Source organism: Aeromonas sp. s5 (assembly GCF_040907865.1).
Classification (GTDB): domain Bacteria; phylum Pseudomonadota; class Gammaproteobacteria; order Enterobacterales; family Aeromonadaceae; genus Aeromonas; species Aeromonas dhakensis.
The window spans coordinates 55650-74795 of sequence record NZ_JBFOCO010000005.1 but is presented as its reverse complement, the minus strand read 5'-3'; the positions used below and the strand labels follow the sequence as shown (position 1 = coordinate 74795).

Annotated in this window: 16 protein-coding genes; 5 read left to right on the top strand and 11 right to left on the bottom strand. The window is 62.8% G+C overall.

Annotated elements, in window-relative coordinates; translation table 11 throughout:
- Positions 1 to 201: 201 nt before the first annotated feature.
- From AB5Y94_RS01465 to AB5Y94_RS01450, 4 genes are all read right to left on the bottom strand, one after another.
- Entirely contained in the window at positions 202 to 1485 is a 1284-nt protein-coding gene (locus AB5Y94_RS01465) for a glycosyltransferase (RefSeq protein WP_368204552.1), read from the bottom strand.
- Complete coding sequence (locus AB5Y94_RS01460; protein ID WP_368204550.1) at positions 1485 to 2360, bottom strand: TauD/TfdA dioxygenase family protein; 876 nt, start codon at positions 2358 to 2360, stop codon at positions 1485 to 1487. The genes AB5Y94_RS01465 and AB5Y94_RS01460 overlap by 1 nt, the downstream gene beginning before the upstream one ends.
- A 10-nt stretch (positions 2361 to 2370) precedes the next feature.
- Entirely contained in the window at positions 2371 to 3345 is a 975-nt protein-coding gene (locus AB5Y94_RS01455; RefSeq protein ID WP_017788430.1) for an L-tyrosine/L-tryptophan isonitrile synthase family protein, read from the bottom strand.
- A gap of 526 nt (positions 3346 to 3871) precedes the next feature.
- The gene (locus AB5Y94_RS01450; protein WP_024941211.1) at positions 3872 to 4720 is read right to left on the bottom strand and encodes a patatin family protein; all 849 of its coding nucleotides are present in this window, start codon (positions 4718 to 4720) and stop codon (positions 3872 to 3874) included.
- A gap of 140 nt (positions 4721 to 4860) precedes the next feature.
- Between AB5Y94_RS01450 and AB5Y94_RS01445 the strand changes: the two genes are divergently transcribed.
- The 3 genes from AB5Y94_RS01445 to fumC all read left to right on the top strand — a co-directional run bounded on the left by AB5Y94_RS01445 (position 4861) and on the right by fumC (position 8739).
- Complete coding sequence (locus AB5Y94_RS01445; protein WP_368204548.1) at positions 4861 to 6225, top strand: endonuclease/exonuclease/phosphatase family protein; 1365 nt, start codon at positions 4861 to 4863, stop codon at positions 6223 to 6225.
- Between the two features lie 317 nt (positions 6226 to 6542).
- Complete coding sequence (pepE, locus tag AB5Y94_RS01440) at positions 6543 to 7271, top strand: dipeptidase PepE (RefSeq protein ID WP_017779948.1); 729 nt, start codon at positions 6543 to 6545, stop codon at positions 7269 to 7271.
- Between the two features lie 73 nt (positions 7272 to 7344).
- Complete coding sequence (gene fumC / locus AB5Y94_RS01435; RefSeq protein ID WP_368204547.1) at positions 7345 to 8739, top strand: class II fumarate hydratase; 1395 nt, start codon at positions 7345 to 7347, stop codon at positions 8737 to 8739.
- 67 nt (positions 8740 to 8806) lie between these two features.
- Here fumC and AB5Y94_RS01430 read toward each other — a convergent pair whose 3' ends face one another.
- Entirely contained in the window at positions 8807 to 9181 is a 375-nt protein-coding gene (locus AB5Y94_RS01430; protein ID WP_017765149.1) for a DUF1090 domain-containing protein, read from the bottom strand.
- Positions 9182 to 9358: 177 nt separating this feature from the next.
- Here AB5Y94_RS01430 and AB5Y94_RS01425 point away from each other — a divergent pair, with 177 nt between their 5' ends.
- Both AB5Y94_RS01425 and AB5Y94_RS01420 read left to right on the top strand, forming a co-directional pair.
- Entirely contained in the window at positions 9359 to 9712 is a 354-nt protein-coding gene (locus tag AB5Y94_RS01425; RefSeq protein WP_005298170.1) for a DsrE/DsrF/TusD sulfur relay family protein, read from the top strand.
- A gap of 134 nt (positions 9713 to 9846) precedes the next feature.
- Positions 9847 to 10929 (top strand): protoglobin domain-containing protein, encoded by a 1083-nt coding sequence (locus tag AB5Y94_RS01420; protein ID WP_005298168.1) that lies wholly within the window; start codon positions 9847 to 9849, stop codon positions 10927 to 10929.
- On the opposite strand, the gene AB5Y94_RS01415 is transcribed toward AB5Y94_RS01420, so the two are convergent.
- The 6 genes from AB5Y94_RS01415 to infB form a co-directional block, all read right to left on the bottom strand.
- The gene (locus tag AB5Y94_RS01415; protein WP_368204545.1) at positions 10923 to 12140 is read right to left on the bottom strand and encodes an MFS transporter; all 1218 of its coding nucleotides are present in this window, start codon (positions 12138 to 12140) and stop codon (positions 10923 to 10925) included. The two genes, AB5Y94_RS01420 and AB5Y94_RS01415, sit on opposite strands and share 7 nt — an antisense overlap.
- A gap of 129 nt (positions 12141 to 12269) precedes the next feature.
- Positions 12270 to 14408 carry a polyribonucleotide nucleotidyltransferase gene (gene pnp, locus AB5Y94_RS01410; protein ID WP_005298164.1) on the bottom strand — a complete coding sequence of 713 codons (2139 nt, stop codon included), beginning with the start codon at positions 14406 to 14408 and terminating at the stop codon, positions 12270 to 12272.
- 167 nt (positions 14409 to 14575) lie between these two features.
- Positions 14576 to 14845, bottom strand: coding sequence for a 30S ribosomal protein S15 (rpsO, locus tag AB5Y94_RS01405; protein WP_005298162.1), 270 nt, complete (start codon positions 14843 to 14845; stop codon positions 14576 to 14578).
- 143 nt (positions 14846 to 14988) lie between these two features.
- Complete coding sequence (gene truB, locus AB5Y94_RS01400; RefSeq protein WP_019839525.1) at positions 14989 to 15939, bottom strand: tRNA pseudouridine(55) synthase TruB; 951 nt, start codon at positions 15937 to 15939, stop codon at positions 14989 to 14991.
- Between the two features lies 1 nt (position 15940).
- Positions 15941 to 16375 (bottom strand): 30S ribosome-binding factor RbfA, encoded by a 435-nt coding sequence (gene rbfA / locus AB5Y94_RS01395; protein WP_005298154.1) that lies wholly within the window; start codon positions 16373 to 16375, stop codon positions 15941 to 15943.
- A gap of 55 nt (positions 16376 to 16430) precedes the next feature.
- The gene (infB, locus tag AB5Y94_RS01390; RefSeq protein ID WP_368204544.1) at positions 16431 to 19133 is read right to left on the bottom strand and encodes a translation initiation factor IF-2; all 2703 of its coding nucleotides are present in this window, start codon (positions 19131 to 19133) and stop codon (positions 16431 to 16433) included.
- Positions 19134 to 19146 lie beyond the last annotated feature (13 nt).

Below are 19146 nucleotides of genomic sequence, written 5' to 3'. Positions count from 1 at the left end.
GGCGTCCGCGGTCGATTACCGAGCGCGCATTCTTTCCTGAGTCGGCCAAAATTTCAACGTCGAAAACGCTCTTTTTTGCATGAAAAAGCGCATCCGGCGTCACTGGCGCAGCCTGCTGTCATGATGGCCACGCTAGCAGCCACAAACTGAGCAGAAGCTGAACAAAAAGGGAGGCCGCCTGGCCTCCCCTTCATCACGGTATCACTGTTGTCCGCCGAGCAGATCCGCCACGCTCGCGGCGATGGCGGCGCGGCCATCGAGCGCCGCCATATCCTCGGCCAGCAGCCGTGCCCGGGCGCGGTAGCGCGGCTCACTCACCACCTTGCGCACCGCCGTGGCCACCATGGCCGCCGTCGGCTCGTTGCTGTGCAGATTGATGCCGGCCCCGCTCCAGGCCACCCGGGTCGCCACCTCCGCCTTGTCCTCTCCGGTGCCCGCCACCACCAGCGGCACCCCGTGGGCCAGCGCGGACTGCACCGAACCGTAGCCGCCATTGGTCACCAGGGCGGCGGCGCGAGGCAGCGCCAGCTCGAACGGCACGTGGTCGGTGACGATGGCATTGGCCGGAACGGCATCGCCCAGCAGCGCCGGATCCCGCCCGCCGGTGGTCAGCAGCAGTTGCAGCTCGTCGCCGGCCAGCCCCTGCATGGCCGGCAGCAGCAACTGCCCCAGATCCACGTTGGCCAGGGTGCCCTGGCTGACGATGACCAGCGGTCGCTCATCGAGCCTCTCCCACCAGGGCGGCGGCGTCAGCTCAAGCCGGGGTGGCAGCAGCGGGCCGACATAACGGATCACCCCCTCGAGTTCTGGCCGCTCGTATTCAAAGCCGGCACAGGAGAGCTGCAAAAAGGCATCGGGGGCCGTCACCATCACGTCGGTGAAGGGGGCCGTCAGCGGCGGCGCACCCGCCTCGGCCAGGGCGGCATCGAAGTGCTGCTGAACCTCCCTTTGCAGTTGCCGGGTCGGCTCATCGAGCCAGGGCAGCTCGCCAAGGGAGCGGCGCAGCTCGGGGGGAATGCGCGGGCCGTAGAAGATGGCGTCCGGACTCGAGAAAGAGACAGGGTTCACCCCCAGCATCAGGATCGGCACCGGCCGGCCATGGGGCTGCTGCAACAAGGGCAGCGCGCCGTAGAAGCCATTCTCCACCAGCAGCAGATCCACCCCCTCCGCCGCGATCAGCGCCCGCAGCTGACTGTCATGCTGCGCCATGGGGGCGGCGAAGAAGCGCTTGAGCGCCAGCGCCATCTGGGCGGTGCCGCTCAGGCTGGCCCGCTCGGGAAAGTGCCGCTCCAGCGCCCGGTAGTCAAAGTCCACCTCGGGGGCGAAAGGCACGAACTCGGCGCCGGTTGCGCGGATGCGCTGCTCGAACAGGGCGCCGCACAGCATCAGTACCCGATGCCCCTGCGCCACCAGCAGACGAGCCGCCGCCAGCATAGGATTGACGTGGCCCGGGGTGGCGGTGGCCGCCAGCAACAGGGTCGCCATCACGCCGCCCCTTGCGGCGCCAGCGCCGGGTTGAGGCAGACCGGGCTGGCCTGGATGTGGACCCGCTGGATGTGGCGCGCGGAGCGGGCGGTGAACCCCTCGCGGCCGTGCAGCAGGCCGAGGTTGTCGGCGATCACCACGTCCCCCTCTTGCCACTGGTGGGCATAGAAGTAGCGCGGGTCATAGAGCCGCTCGTGCAGATCCTGCAGGAAGGCGGCCTGCTCGGCCGGCGCCACCCCCTCGATGTCGAGGGCATGCTGGTTGAGAAAACGCACTCCCTCGCGCGGCGGCTCGTTGTAGCGCAGCACCGTCTCACCGCTCACCGGGTGGGGCACCAGCAGCGGCGAGCTCACCTGGCCGCCGTAGTGCACCACCTGCTTGATGCGATAGGTGATGTGCACCCGCTCCCAGCGGGCCAGCCGCTCACCGTCCAACTCGGTGAGCAGCTGGCGGGTATTGATGAAGGTGGTGCGCCCCCCTTCGTCCGCCGCCGGGGCGTGCACGCAGTGAAACAGCTGGAACTCGGGCAGGGTCGGCTTGTACATGCCGTCCCAGTGCAGCGGCACATAGCTGGAGTCGAAGATGTGGTCGGTAGCGTTCTCGTGCTCCTTCACGTCCAGCACGGCGCCAAAGGGCCACATCATGATTTCGCCCCACTCCTCGCCGTAGCGGGTCAGCCGCTCGGCATCGGTGAAGCCTGACTCGAACCCGCGCAGGATCAGCACGCCGTGGCGGCGGGCCAGCTCGCGCAACGCCTCGATAGCCAGGCTCTGCACCGGCTGGGCGTTGCGGGCCGGCTCAATCAGCAGGCCGAACGGGGCCTGCGGCAGGATGCGGCAGCGCTCGCCGCCGAGGGTAACGATGGATGCAGTCATGGGAAACTCCTCAGGCGGCGGCCTGCTTGCCGTTGATCAGGTAGTGGCTCGGACGGCCGTGGATGTGGACCAGCTCATGCTCCATCGCCAGCACGTCGCGCCGCTTCATCAGCACGAACTGGCCATCCAGGTTGGCCGCCACCCCGTGCCAGGGGGTGAGCCAGTCATCCCGGGTCGGCAGCATGTGGATGCCCATCTTCAGGCTGTGGCTCGCCTGGGGGTGGATGGAGAGGCGGATCGCCTCGGGGAAGCGCTCCGCCAGCAGGTTGCCCCAGGCGCGGCTGCGCTGGATCACCGCATGGGTGCGCCCCTTGGCATCCCGCTGCAGCGCCGTGTTGGAGAGCGGGGTGTCCGGCAGCTGGCTGTCTTCATAGAGGAAGCGGGTCATGGCGCGATAGAGGCGAATGCCCTCCTCGGTGCTTCTCACCTCCTGCGCAATCAGTTCCAGCGGCTCGGCGTAGCGCTCCACCAGCTGTTCGCGCAGGGTGTCGAAGTCGCGGCTGGCGCAAAACTCGGCCATGCCCGCCACCATCCCCAGGTGGAAGACCCCGAGATGGGTCGCCCCCAGCTCCAGGATCAGCTGCTCGATATGGGCCTGATAGGCATCGATGGCCGGATCGGGCACCCGGATGAGGTCACCGAACACGTGGCCGTCCGAGCAGATGAGGATCCGCATGCCGGGCGCATAGTGCAGCTGGATGCGCTGGCAGAGGTGGTTGAGAAAACTGAGGGAGAGCCGCTCCGCCATGTCCGGCAGAGAGCCCAGCACCTTGTTCGGATTGGGCGACTTGGTGGGAAAGGCGGGCAACACGCAGAGGATGGTCTCGCCCCGCTCGATGAAGTCTTGCAGACGGGGGATCTGGATGGCGGCCACCTCTGCCTCCTCCTGCTGCCGATCCAGGATGGGATCGGGGAAGCGGCGGCGATAGGGCAACAGCTCGGCAAATATATTCTGGGCAATTTGATGGGAAGATAAACCACTCATTATTCCGGCTCCTTTGGCAGGATTAAAATCAATAAAGATGACTCTTTATCAATGCGTCCAGTCTCTGTTGTTATTATTTGTGTATCCGTTTGCTACCCAAACGAATCGAGAGGGGACAGTAGCCGAGATAAAGTCAGGCTATCAATTCGCCATTGATGTAAACAGCTTCAACCCTGCGCTAATAATCTTTACCGCATAAGCAATTCACATTTATCTATATGAATAAAAACAAAATAATGAATATTAAAGCGGTTACAAAAAACCCTTTTTCCAAAAAGTTCCCTAGCCATTATTTTATTTGGTCACAAGTTGACTCAGCCATTATTTAGCAGAGCTTAATAGTGATAGCGGCTCAACGGAATAATAGTGACCACTTCGCCGAAAATATCGCAAACAATTATTTATTCACATAATAAGCCGATGCGCCATGGCCGGGTTCCGGGATGGCGCAGACACAAAAAAACCGGGTTGCCCCGGTGCTTTGCATCTCGTCCCAGCGACGCTGCCTATGGTCGACCGAATCTCCTCAGGCCGGCACCGGCTCCGCCGCCAGATAGTCGAGGGCTGCCTGCCAGCCCATCCGGTAACCCTGCTCCAGCCTCGCCCGGTCGGTGGTCATGCGGCCGACCCGAAAGTTTGCCGGCGGTACTATGACCCGGATGCGGCAATCGGCCGGCGGCTGGCGGATGAAGTCGATGGCATCGTTGTAGCTTTGATGGCGCGACAGGCTGGCGCGAGCCAGCGCCGGCGTCTCGCGCAGCAGGTAGCGATGCAGGGCGGGCAGGCGCGGCGCCCGCTTGCGATAGCCCAGCGGGCGGGAGAGCACCACTGTGATGTCGCGCGCCCCCTGCTCATAGGCGTGGCGCACCGGAATGGAGTCGGCCACCCCGCCATCCGTCATGGCCTCCCCGTCGATGCGCACGAAATCCCGGTAGACCAGCGGCACCGAGCAGGAGGCCTTGATCTGCTGCTCCAGCTCGGCGGCATTGGCCTTGAGGTAGGCCGCCTGACCGTCCGCTACCCGAGTGGTCACCACGGTCAGCGGTACCGGGTTGGCGGCAAAGCGCGCCAGATCGAGCCGGCACTCGCGAATGGTAATGGCCCACAGCCAGTCGAGATCGAGCCAGTGGCCGCCACGCACGAACTTGGCCAGGTTGATGAACTCGGGACGGCAGGAGTAGTCGGTGATGACGTTGTGGTTGCGCCCCTGCTGGCCGGCCAGAAAGGCCGCCAGGTTGACCGCCCCGGCCGATACCCCGATGCAGTGATCGAACGCCGTGCGGCCCTTGGCCAGAAACGCATCCAGCACCCCGGCGGCAAAAATGCCGCGCATGGCGCCCCCCTCGACCACCAGGGCCGTTTGTCGCCGACTCATCCCGCCTCCCCGTTTTGCTCTGTGAATGGTCTCACACTTTGGCCCATTCAGAGCCCGGCGGCCTGCCGGGATCCCTATAATGGGCCCGCCTTCGCTCCCCATGAGCAAGGTATAACTTATTGATGCTACGGAATATTACAATGAAAAATATCAGCAAGTCCCTACTCGCGGCTGCCATTTCCCTCGGATTGATGGCAGGCTGTAACAGCCAGAATGACTCCGGGACCCCGACGCCCATGGTTCGCTTCGCTACTTTCAACCTCTCCTTCGATCGCACCGCCGCCGGCATGCTCGCCGGTGAACTGGCTCTGAGCCGCACCGAGCAGGACGCCCTGCTGGCCCGCCTCGCCGACGGCACCTTGAGCGGCGCCGAGAAGACCAAGGCCCTCGACGTGCAGCAGATCCGCAACATCGCCGAGATAGTGCAACGCACCCGCCCCGACGTCTTCCTGCTCAACGAATTCGACAATGACGGCAAGGCCAGCGACACCACGGACCTCAAAGCCTTCAACGACAACTATCTGGCCCACGCCCAGCACGACGAGGTGAAGGCCATCAGCTACCCGGTGCTGCAGAACTTCGCCACCAACACCGGCCTGATGAGCGGCCATGACCTCAACCTGGACGGCAAGGTCAACAACGGGCCGGACGACGCCTGGGGCTTTGGCAACTACCACGGCCAGTACGCCTTCGCCGTGATGTCCCAGTACCCCATCGATACCAAGCAGATCCGCACCTTCCAGAAATTCAAGTGGAAGGACATGCCGGGCGAAACGAACCCCGTCATCGACGACTGCAACAATGCCAAGGCGCCGATCCCGGCCAGCCGCCAGTGCGGTGATGCCTGGTATGACGACGCCGCCTGGCAGGCCTTCCCGCTCTCGTCCAAGAACCATGCCGACGTGCCGGTGCGCATCAAGCGCGGCAACAAGGAGGAGGTGATCCACTTCCTAATCTCCCACCCGACCCCGCCCATCTTCGGCAACGCGGCGCGCCACAACGTCAAGCACAACCGGGCCGAAGTCGCCTTCTGGCAGGACTACGTGGAGACCGCCAGCTACATGGTGGATGACGCCGGCAAAGCCGGTGGCCTGCCCGCGGGTGCCAAGTTCGTCATCGCCGGCGATCTCAACGCCGATCCCCAGATTGGCGATGGCGACCTGACCGCCATTCAGGATCTGCACAACCATGCGCTGGTCAATCAGGCCGTTACCAACGGCGCCCTGATCCCGGTCAGCCAGGGCGGCCCCGAGTGCCTCGCCAGCCAGCCGGATCAGTGTAAGCGCAACAACAACCGCCCCACCCCGGAGCGCATCACCAGCAGCAGCGGGCTGCAGCTTGACCACGTGCTTCCCTCCGCCAACCTGAACGCGGTCGCCTCCGGCGTGTTCTGGCCGGCCAGCTTCGAACCTGGCTACCACCTGGTGTATGACGCCAAGCTGGGCATCGCCAAGGGAGTCAGCTCGGATCACCGTCTGGTGTGGGTCGACTTCAAGCTCGACTGATCGCGCCAGGCTGACCAAGGGGGCCTCCGGGCCCCCTTGTGCTTTTGTGGCCGCCGACGAAATTCAAAGAGACCCCTGACCCCTGGATATCCTCTGCTCTGCAGCCTCATCGCGTCCATATGCCACCCGCTCGGCACCATGACCCCAGTCGCAGGCCCATCAGTGCCTGACCTCTCTTTGGTCAAAAAACGGTCTCATCAGGGTACATGGCGAGTCGATCACAGAACCCGGTGCCGGATCGGGCTAGAATGGGGGCTTCCGTCAGCCGGCCGGGGCCGGTGACCTCTTCGCGCTTTCACTTATCGAGGACACGCTTCATGGAACTGCTTCTTCTCAGCAACGGCAAAGCCACCGAATGCCCGGGCCTGCTCGGCTGGGCCCGGGATCGGGTGCAGACCCTGCTCGCCCGCAAACAGGTCAAGCGCATCCTGCTCATCCCCTACGCGGTGATCCGCAGCGACTGGGATGCCCGTGCCCTGGAGCTCAGCGAGAGCCTGGGAGTGGAGGCCATCAGCATCCACCAGTTCGACGATCCGGTGGACGCCATCCAGCAGGCGGAGGCCATCTTCATCAGCGGCGGCAACACCTGGCGCCTCAACCAGCTGCTGCACGAAAACGGCCTGGTGGTGCCCATCCAGCGCGCCGTGCGCGAGCGGGGCGTGCCCTATGTGGGCTGGAGCGCCGGTTGCAACGTGGCGACCCCGAGCATTCGCACCACCAATGACATGCCGGTCTGCAGCGCCGCCGTACTGCCGGCACTGGGGCTGTTCCCGCTGCAGATCAACCCCCACTACCTGGACGCCAGCATCAGCGGCCACATGGGGGAGACCCGCGACGAGCGCCTGGCCGAGTTCTGCGCCATCAACCCGAGCGAACACGTGGTGGCCCTGCGCGAGGCAAGCCTGCTGCAGGTAAGTGGTGAGCAGATCGAGTACTGGAGCGCCCGCGGCGAAGGCTTCAAAATCTTCAAGCACGCCGAGACCACCCAGGAGTTCACCACGGCGGCGCCGTTGGCCGAGCTGACGCCGTTTCGCCCCCGCGGCTGAATGGCACTGACCGGCGGATAATTCGACAGGGGCGCAGGATGTCGCCCCTTTTTCGCAATGAAGGGAGAACGAGATGAAGAGCAGGAGTGAACACGACAGCTTCGGCGAGATAGCCGTACCGGCCGACCGGCTGTGGGGAGCCCAGACCCAGCGCTCCCTGCAGCACTTCGATATCTCCGGCGAGCGCCAGCCGATGGCGCTGATCCACGCGCTGGCCCGCATCAAGTCGGCCTGTGCCCGGGTCAATCACGCCAAGGGGCTGCTGCCCGCCCGCACGGCGCAGGCCATCATGAGCGCCGCCGACGAGATCCTGTGCGGCCAGCATGATGAGGAGTTCCCGCTGCGGGTATGGCAGACCGGCTCCGGCACCCAGACCAACATGAACCTCAACGAGGTGCTGGCCAACCGGGCCAGCGAGCTGCTCGGCGGCCCCCGCGGCGAGGGGCGGCTGGTGCACCCCAACGACGAGGTGAACAAGAGCCAGTCCAGCAACGACGTCTTCCCGAGCGCCATGAACCTGGCCGCCGTCACCACCCTCACCCGGCAACTGCTGCCCGCCCTGGCCACCCTGAGCGCTACCTTGGCCGGCAAGGCGGCTGCCTTCGACGACATCGTCAAGATAGGCCGCACCCATCTGCAGGATGCCACCCCGCTCACCCTGGGGCAGGAGTTCTCCGGCTGGGTGGCCCAGCTCGAGCAGGGGGAGCGCCATATCCGCGCCGCCCTGCCCCATTTGTGCGAGCTGGCGCTGGGGGGCACTGCCGTCGGCACGGGCCTCAACACCCCGCCCGGTTTCGCCGAGGCGGTGGCCGCCACCCTGGCCGAACAGACCGGCCTGCCGCTGGTGAGCGCCCCCAACAAGTTCGAGGCGCTGGCCGCCAGCGACGCCCTGGTCCATGGCCACGGCGCTCTCAAGACGCTGGCAGCCTCCCTCATGAAGATCGCCAACGACGTGCGCTGGCTGGCGAGCGGCCCCCGCAGCGGGCTCGGCGAGCTGCTCATCCCGGAGAACGAGCCCGGCTCCTCCATCATGCCAGGCAAGGTCAACCCGACCCAATGCGAGGCGCTCACCATGCTGTGCGCCCAGGTGATGGGCAACGACGTCGCCATCAACATCGGCGGCGCCAGCGGCAACTTCGAGCTCAACGTGTTCAGGCCGATGATCGCCCACAACTTCCTGCAGAGCGTGCGACTGCTGGCGGACGGCATGCAGAGCTTCCACGATCACTGCGCGGTCGGCATCAGCCCGAACCAGCCCCGCATCGACGAGCTGCTGGCCCGCTCCCTGATGCTGGTGACGGCCCTCAACCCCCATATCGGCTATGACAAGGCGGCAGAGATCGCCAAGCGGGCCCACCATGAGAGGCTCAGCCTGCGGGAGGCGGCCATCGCCTCCGGTCATCTCACGGCGCAGCAGTTCGATGCCTGGGTGGTGCCGGCCGACATGGTGGGCCGGCGCGGCAGCTGAAGCACCCTGGCGGAAGAGACGAGATAAAAAAGAAGCCGGGCTGCGCCGGCTTCTTTTTATCGACAAATCAGGATTTGGTAAGCTTGCTGAGCGCGTCCAGCTCGCGCTGGGCGGCCAGCAATTTGGTCTGGGCCTCTTCCAGCTTGGCCTGCTTCTTGGCGATCTTGTCGGGCTTGCCCGTCACCCGGGCGTTCTGCAGCTCGACTAACCGCTCGTTGACCTGCTCCTTGAGCTCGGCCACCCGCTGTTGCTGCTCCTTGAACAGGCCCGCATCGGTGCAGTGGGTCTCGATATTGCGCAGGGCCCGCTCCAGCCCGGCCACCTGGTCCCCGTTGTCGTGCGCCTTGGCAATGGCCAGCTGCTCCTTGACGGCCTGCTGGCGCGCCTTGCAACCTACGGCCTCACTGCCGTAGGCCTGACCGGCCAACAGCAGCATGCTCATTCCGATAACCTTCCACATAACGACCTCGTTCCCCTGTCATGTTTGATGGCCGCCTATCAGACCGTACTCGGCCGGCCGGGTCAAGGCGCGGGCAAACCGCTACGACAGAGTTTGTGCGACGTCACGCCAACGGTGGGCTGCTGGGTCTACAATGGCGACTTTCATGAGGAGTCTGTTATGAATCAAGAGATTGTCATCATCGCCAACGGCGCCCCCTATGGCAGCGAATCCCTGTTCAATGCCCTGCGCCTGGCCATCGCCCTGGGCGAACAGGGCGGTACCAGCCTGAAACTGTTTCTGATGTCCGACGCGGTCAGCGCCGCCCTGGCGGGCCAGGCCCCGGCCGAGGGCTACAACCTGCGCCAGATGCTGGAAATCCTGCTGGCCCAGGGGGTCACCATCCGCCTTTGCAAGACCTGTACCGATGCCCGCGGCATCACGGCACTGCCGCTGATCGAGGGGATCGAGATCGGCACCCTGCCGCTGCTGGCCCAATGGACCCTGGCCGCCCACAAGGTGCTCACCTTCTAGCACAAGGCAAAAATGGGCGCAGAGTTGATCTGTCACAACACTGCGCCATTTGAAAACCTGCTCCCGGCTGTTAATGTCTACACTGTCAATTACATAACAATGTGTGCGCCTTCATTTTTGCTCGGGAAACTGTCATGAACCCAACCGAACAGACGCTGCTGGAGCAGATGCGGATCACAGAGTTCGAAATCGCCCATCGCAAGGAGCTGCTGCTGCTGGACGAGCAGGATTTCCTCCTGCTCGCCAGCTATCGTCCCAAGATCGAGCCCCACATCGACGCCCTGGTCGACAAGTTCTACACCCTGCAGACCGGGATCACCGAGATTGCCCTGCTGATCGGCGATGCCGACACCCTGACCCGACTGCGGGCGGCCCAGCGCCGCTACATTCTCGACCTGTTCAGCGGCCTGTATGACCTGGAGTACGTCAACAACCGGCTGCGCATCGGGCTGGTGCACAAGCGGATCGGGGTGGAACCCAAGCTCTACCTGGCCGCCATCAACACCCTGAAAGGGCTGCTCATCGAGGATATCTTCACCCAGATCCCCAGCGAGCAGGAGCGGGTCACCATGCTCACCGCCCTCGACAAGCTGTTCCTGTTCGACATCACCCTGGTGTTTGAGACCTATATCCGTAGCCTGGTGTCGGAGATCGAATCCTCCAAGGAGAAATCCGAACTTTACGCCAAGGCGCTGGAGGAGAAGGTACGCGAACGCACCCAGCAACTGGAGGAGATGAGCCGGACCGATGCCCTCACCGGCCTGCTCAGCGTGCGCCATCTGCAGGAGAACCTCACCCGCACCCTGCGCACCTGCCAGCGTCGCTCCGAGCCGGTGGTCATCGCCTACCTCGACATCAATGACTTCAAGCAGATAAACGACACCCAGGGCCATCAGCGCGGGGACGAGATCCTGCGCATCGTCGGCGACTGCATTCGCCAGGTGTCGCGGGTGGAAGATTGCTGCTTCCGCTACGGCGGGGACGAATTCTGCCTGATCCTGCCCAACTGCAACGAGGATCAGGCCAGGGACGTCTTCCTGCCCCGTCTCAACAAGACACTGGCCGAACGGACCGGTGACGTGACCCTCAGCATAGGGCTGGTGCAGACCGGGCCGGTGCAGTTCGACGAGGGCAACAGCCTGATCCGGCTGGCGGACGAGCGCATGTATGCCGCCAAGAAGGCGATGAAACAGGTCGCCCAGAAAGGTACTCACTGACCCGGGTTGGCCCGGGCCAGCTCGGGCCGCGGCATGCGGGCGCCCCACTCATAGAGCAGGAAGGTCAGCAGGCAGAGCAACGCCATCAACGCATAGAGCAGTTGCCCGTTCCACTGGGCAAGGATCCAGCCTCCCAGCAGGGCGCCGATGGCGCCACCCAGCCCGGCCAGCGCGCCGGCCCCGAAGTAGCTCCCCTTCAGATGCGGGGGCGATATCTGATCGATCAGCACGTTGAGCAGCGGGAACAGTATGGTCTCCCCCACGCTCAGCATCAGCACGGCGCCGATCCAGTGCGACCACTGCTGCGGATCCCCCAGCGCAAACAGCACCTGAGCCCCCAGAAACAGGGTGATGCCGACCTGCAGGCGCACCTTGCCCGGCCAGCGGGCCAGCAGATGCAGCAGGGGAAACTGCAACAGCACCACGGTCAGGGCATTGGTGGCCACCAGGATGGCGATGAGGCTCGCCACCTCCGGGGTCCCGGCCCGGGTCAGGTACTGCACCAGCGGTGAGTGGAACTGGGAATAGACCAGGTTCATCAGCAGGTTGGCCAGCACCAGCAGCAAGAAGCCCCGATCCCGCCACAGCACCTTGATGGCCACCCGCAAGCCCAGCTCGTTGCCACGGGTCACCGCAACCCTCCCTTGCGCAAATCCCCAGAGGAAGGCAGCCCCCAGCAGCAGATAGCTGCTGCTGAGCAGCAGGAAGGTCTGCTGCTGGGCATTGATGCCCAGGGTCACCCCCAGCAAGGGGCCGAGGGCCGCCCCCAGGTTGAGCAGAAAGTAACGCAGGTGCAGCGCCAGCTCGCGGGCCTTGGCCGAAGCCAGGCTGTCGGCCATCAACGCCTTGCCGGGCGCATCGATGAGACCGGAGGAGAGGCCACTGCCGAGCACCCCGAGCCCGAGCCAGAACACAGAGTGGGAAAAGCCGAGCAGACCATAGCAGAGCACCGAGACCAGGCAGCCCGCCAGCAGGATGTTGCGCCGCCCCAGCTTGTCGGAGAGCCAGCCGCCATAGAAGCTGACCAGGGTGGAGATGGCCGCGGTCGCCCCCAGCATGGCGCCGATGGTGGTCGCCGAGAGACCATACTCCCGATAGAGCAAGATGGAGAGAAACGGCCAGACCATGTAATAGCTCGTGCGCACCATGAAGGTGCCCAGGATCACGGTCCAGACCAGGGGAGGAAACTGCCTGAGGAGGGCCCACGACATCACACGGCTCCTTGTCGCCCGTCGCGCGAGAAGCCTTTCGTTATAACAAGGGGCCTCAAGAGAGACAACATCAGGCCACAAATATAAAAAAAGCCGACCCTGAGGTCGGCTTTTTCAGCAAGCAGCGGCTTATTCGGCAGCCGGCTCTTCGACGGCAACGGCAGCCGGAGCGGCGGCAGCTTCGGTCGGGGCGTTCGCTTCCTTGATGGAGAGACGTACGCGGCCCTGACGGTCCACTTCCAGTACCTTCACCTTCACCACGTCACCGATCTTCAGGTAGTCGGCCACGTTCTGCACGCGTGCATCGGTGATCTGGGAGATGTGTACCAGACCGTCTTTGCCCGGCAGGATGTTGACGAAAGCGCCGAAGTCGGCCAGACGGACAACCTTGCCTTCGTAGATGCGGTTCACTTCGATCTCGGCGGTGATGGCCTCGATGCGGCGGATCGCTTCCTTGGCGGCGTCACCGTCAACGGCGGCGATGCGGACAGTACCGTCATCATCCAGCTCGATGTTGGTGCCGGTCTCTTCGGTCAGGGCGCGGATCACGGAACCACCCTTGCCGATGACGTCCTTGATCTTCTCCGGGTTGATCTTGATGGTGTGGATGCGCGGGGCGAAATCGGAGATCTCGGCACGCGGCGCCTGGATGGCTTCGTCCATCACTTTCAGGATGTGCAGGCGAGCACCACGAGCTTGCTTCAGGGCAATCTCCATGATCTCTTTGGTGATGCCTTCGATCTTGATGTCCATCTGCAGGGCGGTCACACCTTCGGTGGTACCGGCAACCTTGAAGTCCATGTCGCCCAGGTGATCTTCGTCACCCAGGATGTCGGACAGCACGACGAAACCTTCTTCTTCCTTCACCAGACCCATGGCGATACCGGCAACGGAGGCCTTGATCGGTACACCGGCGTCCATCAGCGCCAGGGAGGAACCACAGACGGAGGCCATGGAGGAGGAGCCGTTGGATTCGGTGATTTCAGAGACCACGCGTACCACGTACGGGAACTCGTCGGCGCTCGGCATCACGGCAGCAACGCCGCGCTTGGCCAGACGACCGTGACCGATTTCACGGCGCTTCGGGCTACCCATCATGCCGGTCTCACCGACGCAGTATGGCGGGAAGTTGTAGTGCAGCATGAAGCGATCGGCGCGGTTGCCGGTCAGCTCGTCAATGTTCTGGGCGTCACGCTCGGTACCCAGGGTCGCAACGACCATGGCCTGGGTTTCACCGCGGGTGAACAGGGCGGAGCCGTGGGCACGCGGCAGTACGCCGGTGGCGACGGACAGGGCGCGGATCATCTCAGGATCGCGACCATCGATACGCGGCTCGCCACGAACGACGCGACCACGGACGATGCGGCTTTCCAGGCTGTGGAACTCTTCGCCGATCTTCTTGGCATCTTCTTCCACGCCGGAAGCGATGACTTGTTCAACCACGCGAGCCTTGATGGCACCGATGGTTTCGTAACGCACGGCCTTCTCGGTGATGCGGTAGGCTTCACCCAGCTCGGCAGTCGCCAGCTCGGCAACCTTGGCTTTCAGCGCTTCGTTGACGGCAGGCGCAGTCCAGTTCCACGGCTTGGTGCCGACGTCGGCAGCGAATTCGTTGATGGCGTTGATAACGGCCTGCATCTGCTCGTGACCGAACACCACGGCACCCAGCATCACCTCTTCGGAGAGGATGGCCGCTTCGGATTCCACCATCAGCACGGCGTTGGCGGTACCGGCAACCACCAGATCCAGATCGCTCTGGGGCAGTTCGGTAGTGGTCGGGTTCAGCACGTACTGACCGTTCATGTAACCCACGCGGGCTGCACCGATCGGGCCGCCGAACGGGATGCCGGAGATGGCCAGTGCCGCGGAGGCACCGATCATGGCAACGATGTCGGGAGAGACGGCCGGGTTCACGGACATGACGGTGGCAACCACCTGAACCTCATTGAGGAAGCCTTCCGGGAACAGCGGACGAATAGGGCGGTCGATCAGACGGGAGATCAGGGTCTCACCTTCGCTCGGGCGACCTTCACGACGGAAGAAACCACCCGGGATACGACCAGCAGCATAGGTACGCTCCTGGTAGTTGACGGTCAGCGGGAAGAAATCACGGCCGTGATCGGCCTCTTTCTTGCCAACGACGGTCACAAATACGCAGGTATCGTCCATGCTGACCATGACGGCCGCAGTGGCTTGACGGGCCATCACACCGGTTTCCAGAGTGACGGTGTGTTGACCGTACTGGAATGACTTTACAATAGGATTCACGTGAATTTCCTTTTTACAATTTGGCGCTTTAAATTCGCGTGCAAGTATACTTGATTCGATGCAAAAGGTAAGCAGTGACACAAATTCTGTGAGGGCGGCAACAGCCTGACGCGCAATAAAAAAGGGGAACCCGGAGGTTCCCCTTTTTCGCGAAATCTGATGGTCGATTAACGACGCAGACCCAGCTTGGCGATCAGAGCAGCGTAACGCTGAACGTCTTTACGCTTCAGGTAGTCCAGCAGCTTACGACGCTGGGAAACCATGCGCAGCAGACCGCGACGACCGTGGTGATCCTTGGAGTGCTCCTTGAAGTGACCTTGCAGATGGTTGATCTGGGCAGTCAGCAGGGCAACTTGCACTTCGGGGGAGCCAGTGTCGTTGGCGCAACGAGCGTTGTCAGCAACGATTTGAGCTTTGATCTCAGCATTTAGAGACATGGTAATACTCCAGTAGAGTGTTTAAAGGTTCACAGCCAATCTCTAATTCAGCCGTGAAATGAGGGCGGTATCATAATCGTCCCCGCCCCTTTTCGCAACGATAAAGACGCGCAACGGGCAAGCAACCTGATACCGCCTGAGGATCACTCCTCGTCGTGGTAGCGCACCAGACGCTTGGGCGCGACGCGTCCCTCGTCGTCGATCTCGCCAACCCCGATGAATTCGCGCTCCGGGCCGACCGTCATGCGGACCTGGCCGCTCTGCGGGCTGCCTGCCACCTGCACGGCCTGGCCCTGGTTCACGTAGGCTGCCACGGCAGCCAGCATGTTCACCTCGGGCAGGGAGGCCACCGCGGTATCCATCGGCAGCAGCAGGGGATCCAGCTGCTCGCGCGGCGGAATGCTCTCGGCCTTGGCCTGCTCGAAGATGCACTCGAGCTGCTCCAGGGTCAGCATCCGCTCATAGGGGTAGCTGGCTACCTGGGTGCGGCGCAGCTGGGTGACGTGGGCGCCACAGCCCAGCACTTCCCCCAGATCGTCCACCAGGGAGCGGATGTAGGTACCCTTGCTGCAGTGCACCTCAAGTCGCACCTCATCCCCTTCAAAGCTCAGCAGTTTGAGCTCGAAGACGGTGATGGGACGGGCTTCACGCTCGATCTCGATGCCTTCACGGGCATATTCATAGAGCGGACGGCCGTTGTGCTTGAGAGCCGAATACATGGACGGCACCTGCATGATGGGGCCGCGGAACTGGTCCAGCGCCTCGATCAGGGTACCCACGGCCACGTTCACCGGACGGGTGGAGACCACCTCGCCATCGGAGTCGCTGGTGTTGGTACGCTCGCCCAGCTTGGCGGTTACCTCATAGCGCTTGTCCGCCTCCAGCAGATACTGGGAGAACTTGGTGGCTTCGCCGAGGCAGATCGGCAGCATGCCGGTTGCCAGCGGGTCCAGGGCGCCGGTGTGACCAGCCTTGGCGGCGTTGTAAATCCGTTTGACCTTCTGCAACACATCGTTGGAGGTCAGGCCGGTCGGCTTGTCCAGCAGCAGGATACCGTGTACGTCACGGCCCTTGAAACGACGTCTACGAGACATCTCAGGCTTTATCCTCAGTAGTGTCATCCGGCGCGGCTTCGTCTTCTTCACGACCGGATTCGGCCATGCGACGCTTGTCTTCGCGGATGGTGTTGGTCACCAGGTTGGAGAGGCGCATCCCCTCAACCAGGGTCTGATCATAGAAGAAGCGCAACTCGGGCACCACGCGCAGGCGCATGGCGCTGCCCAGCAGGCTGCGGATGTAGCCGGCGGCTTCGGTCAGCGCCTTGAGCCCTTCCTTGATGCGCTCGGCATCATTTTCCAGCTGCAAGAAGGTGACATACACCTTGGCGTAATTGAGGTCACGGGACACTTCCACATCGGAAACGGTCACCATGCCGATGCGCGGGTCTTTTACCTCGCGCTGCAGAATGAGCGCGATTTCGCGCTGGATCTGCTGTCCGACCCGACGGGTCCGGCTAAATTCTCTGGCCATATTCTATCCTGCGATAAAAGGGGGCCGCGGCCCCCTATTTAATCTGACTCTTGGCTTACAGAGTCCGTTGGATTTCAACGGTCTCGTAAACTTCGATCTGGTCGCCTTCGCGTACGTCGTTGTAGTTCTTAACCGCGATACCACACTCGTAGCCGTTCTTGACTTCGTTGACGTCATCCTTGAAGCGACGCAGAGATTCCAGCTCGCCTTCATAGATAACCACGTTGTCGCGCAGAACGCGAATACGGTTGGAACGCTTGACCACACCTTCGGTAACCATACAGCCGGCAACGGCACCGAACTTCGGTGACTTGAAGACGCTGCGCACTTCGGCCAGACCGATGATTTCCTGACGGTACTCGGGGGCCAGCATGCCGCTCATGGCCTGCTTCACTTCGTCGATCAGGTCATAGATGACGGAGTAGTAACGCAGATCCAGGCTCTCGGCATCGATGACCTTGCGAGCAGAGGCATCGGCACGGACGTTGAAGCCCACCAGGATGGCGCTGGACGCGGCCGCCAGAGTGGCGTCGGTCTCGGTGATACCACCCACGCCGGAACCGACGATCTTCACCTTCACTTCGTCGGTGGAGAGCTTGACCAGCGCATCGCAGATCGCTTCCACGGAACCCTGTACGTCGGCCTTGATCACCACGTTCACTTCGGACACTTCGCCTTCGGTCATGTTGGCGAACATGTTCTCCAGCTTGGCCTTCTGCTGGCGAGCCAGCTTGACTTCGCGGAACTTGCCCTGACGATAGAGCGCCACTTCACGGGCTTTCTTCTCGTCACGCACGACGGTGGCTTCGTCACCGGCAGAGGGAACGCCGGACAGGCCGAGGATTTCCACCGGCAGGGACGGACCCGCTTCCTTGATCTCGCGACCCAGCTCATCACGCATGGCGCGGACACGGCCGTATTCGAGACCGCACAGTACGATGTCGCCCTGACGCAGGGTGCCTTCCTGTACCAGCACGGTGGCAACCGGACCACGGCCCTTGTCGAGGAAGGACTCGATCACGACGCCGTTGGCCATGCCGTCAACCACGGCTTTCAGCTCCAGTACTTCGGCCTGGATCAGAATGGCTTCCAGCAGGTCGTCGATGCCTTCGCCAGACTTGGCGGAGACGTGCACGAACTGGCAGTCACCACCCCAGTCTTCGGACATGACGTTGTAGCGGGCCAGCTCGGTCTTGACGCGATCCGGATCCGCTTCCGGCTTGTCGATCTTGTTGACCGCAACAACCAGCGGTACACCGGCAGCCTTGGCGTGCTGGATGGCTTCGATGGTCTGCGGCATTACGCCGTCGTCTGCTGCAACGACCAGCACCACGATGTCGGTTGCCTTGGCACCACGAGCACGCATGGAGGTAAACGCCGCGTGACCCGGGGTATCCAGGAAGGTGATCATGCCGCTGTCGGTCTGTACGTGGTACGCACCGATGTGCTGGGTAATACCACCGGCTTCACCGGCAGCCACCTTGGCTTTACGGATGTAGTCCAGCAGCGAGGTCTTGCCGTGGTCAACGTGACCCATGATGGTTACGACCGGCGCGCGCGGCTTGGCTTCGGAGGTTTCGTCACGATCGGACAGCACCGCCTCTTCCAGCTCGTTCTCACGACGCAGCACCACCTTGTGACCCATCTCCTCGGCGACCAGCTGAGCGGTCTCCTGGTCGATCACCTGGTTGATGGTGGCCATGGCACCCATCTTCATCATCACCTTGATGACTTCAACACCCTTGACGGCCATCTTGTTGGCGAGCTCTGCCACTGTGATGGTCTCGCCGATGATGACGTCACGGTTGACGGCGGCAGCCGGCTTGTTGAAGCCGTGCTTCATGGCGTTCGGGGTAGCCACCTTGCCACGCTTGCCTTTACGGGCGCGCGGGTCACGGGAGTTGCGGTCGTTGCGATCGTCGTCGCGGCGACCGGCCTTCTTCGGCCCCTTGGCAGCTGCAGCGGTGCGGCGGCTGGTCTCTTCCTTGCGATCCAGCTCGTCTTCAGCAGCCTGGGCGTGCTTGGAGGTGGTCACATGGTAATCGCTGCTCTCTTTGGCGCGAGCGGCTTCTTCTTCAGCCCAGCGGGCTGCGTTCTGTTCCGCCATGACGCGAGCCTCTTCGGCTTTCTTGGCGGCGAGTTCTTCAGCCTTTTGCAAAGCTGTTTGTTCCTGTTGGCGCTTCAGTTCTTCTGCTTCGCGCTTGGCCATCTTTTCTGCCTCTTGCTGAGCTGTGCTACTGGCTGCTTTGGCGGGCTGTTGAGCCTGTCGAGCCTTTTGTTGTGCCTCGATCCGCGCCTTTTCCTCAGCTTCACGACGAGCCTGCTCAGCCTCACGGCGAGCCTTCTCTTCAGCATCGAGACGAGCCTTCTCTTCGGCTTCGCGACGAGCTTTTTCTTCTGCTTCCAAACGCGCTTTTTCCTCGGCTTCCGCCTGACGCTGTTCATCTTCCAGCGCCGAGCGTCTTACATAGGTGCGAGACTTGCGCACTTCTACCTGCACTTCCTTGTTCTTGCCGCCAGTCCCCTGAACACTGATGGTGCTCTTGGTCTTGCGTTGCAAGGTCATGCGGGCAGGTGCGGTGACCTCGTCACCTCCATGCTGTTTCTTCAGGTGAGTCAGCAGAGTCTGTTTCTCAGACTCGCTGACCATGTCGTCGGCCTTGCTCTTGCTGATACCGGCATCGACAAACTGCTGGAGAAGACGATCAACCGGTGTGTCGATGTCAGTGGCAAGTTGTTTGACTGATACTTCTGCCATTCATTTTCCTCCG

What these genes read in the sequence shown, in the direction of transcription:
- AB5Y94_RS01465 (WP_368204552.1), bottom strand. Translation starts at nt 1,485, where the DNA reads ATGGCGACCCTGTTGCTGGCGGCCACCGCCACCCCGGGCCACGTCAAT.
- AB5Y94_RS01460 (WP_368204550.1), bottom strand. Translation starts at nt 2,360, where the DNA reads ATGACTGCATCCATCGTTACCCTCGGCGGCGAGCGCTGCCGCATCCTG.
- AB5Y94_RS01455 (WP_017788430.1), bottom strand. Translation starts at nt 3,345, where the DNA reads ATGAGTGGTTTATCTTCCCATCAAATTGCCCAGAATATATTTGCCGAG.
- AB5Y94_RS01450 (WP_024941211.1), bottom strand. Translation starts at nt 4,720, where the DNA reads ATGAGTCGGCGACAAACGGCCCTGGTGGTCGAGGGGGGCGCCATGCGC.
- AB5Y94_RS01445 (WP_368204548.1), top strand. Translation starts at nt 4,861, where the DNA reads ATGAAAAATATCAGCAAGTCCCTACTCGCGGCTGCCATTTCCCTCGGA.
- pepE (WP_017779948.1), top strand. Translation starts at nt 6,543, where the DNA reads ATGGAACTGCTTCTTCTCAGCAACGGCAAAGCCACCGAATGCCCGGGC.
- fumC (WP_368204547.1), top strand. Translation starts at nt 7,345, where the DNA reads ATGAAGAGCAGGAGTGAACACGACAGCTTCGGCGAGATAGCCGTACCG.
- AB5Y94_RS01430 (WP_017765149.1), bottom strand. Translation starts at nt 9,181, where the DNA reads ATGAGCATGCTGCTGTTGGCCGGTCAGGCCTACGGCAGTGAGGCCGTA.
- AB5Y94_RS01425 (WP_005298170.1), top strand. Translation starts at nt 9,359, where the DNA reads ATGAATCAAGAGATTGTCATCATCGCCAACGGCGCCCCCTATGGCAGC.
- AB5Y94_RS01420 (WP_005298168.1), top strand. Translation starts at nt 9,847, where the DNA reads ATGAACCCAACCGAACAGACGCTGCTGGAGCAGATGCGGATCACAGAG.
- AB5Y94_RS01415 (WP_368204545.1), bottom strand. Translation starts at nt 12,140, where the DNA reads ATGTCGTGGGCCCTCCTCAGGCAGTTTCCTCCCCTGGTCTGGACCGTG.
- rpsO (WP_005298162.1), bottom strand. Translation starts at nt 14,845, where the DNA reads ATGTCTCTAAATGCTGAGATCAAAGCTCAAATCGTTGCTGACAACGCT.
- truB (WP_019839525.1), bottom strand. Translation starts at nt 15,939, where the DNA reads ATGTCTCGTAGACGTCGTTTCAAGGGCCGTGACGTACACGGTATCCTG.
- rbfA (WP_005298154.1), bottom strand. Translation starts at nt 16,375, where the DNA reads ATGGCCAGAGAATTTAGCCGGACCCGTCGGGTCGGACAGCAGATCCAG.
- infB (WP_368204544.1), bottom strand. Translation starts at nt 19,133, where the DNA reads ATGGCAGAAGTATCAGTCAAACAACTTGCCACTGACATCGACACACCG.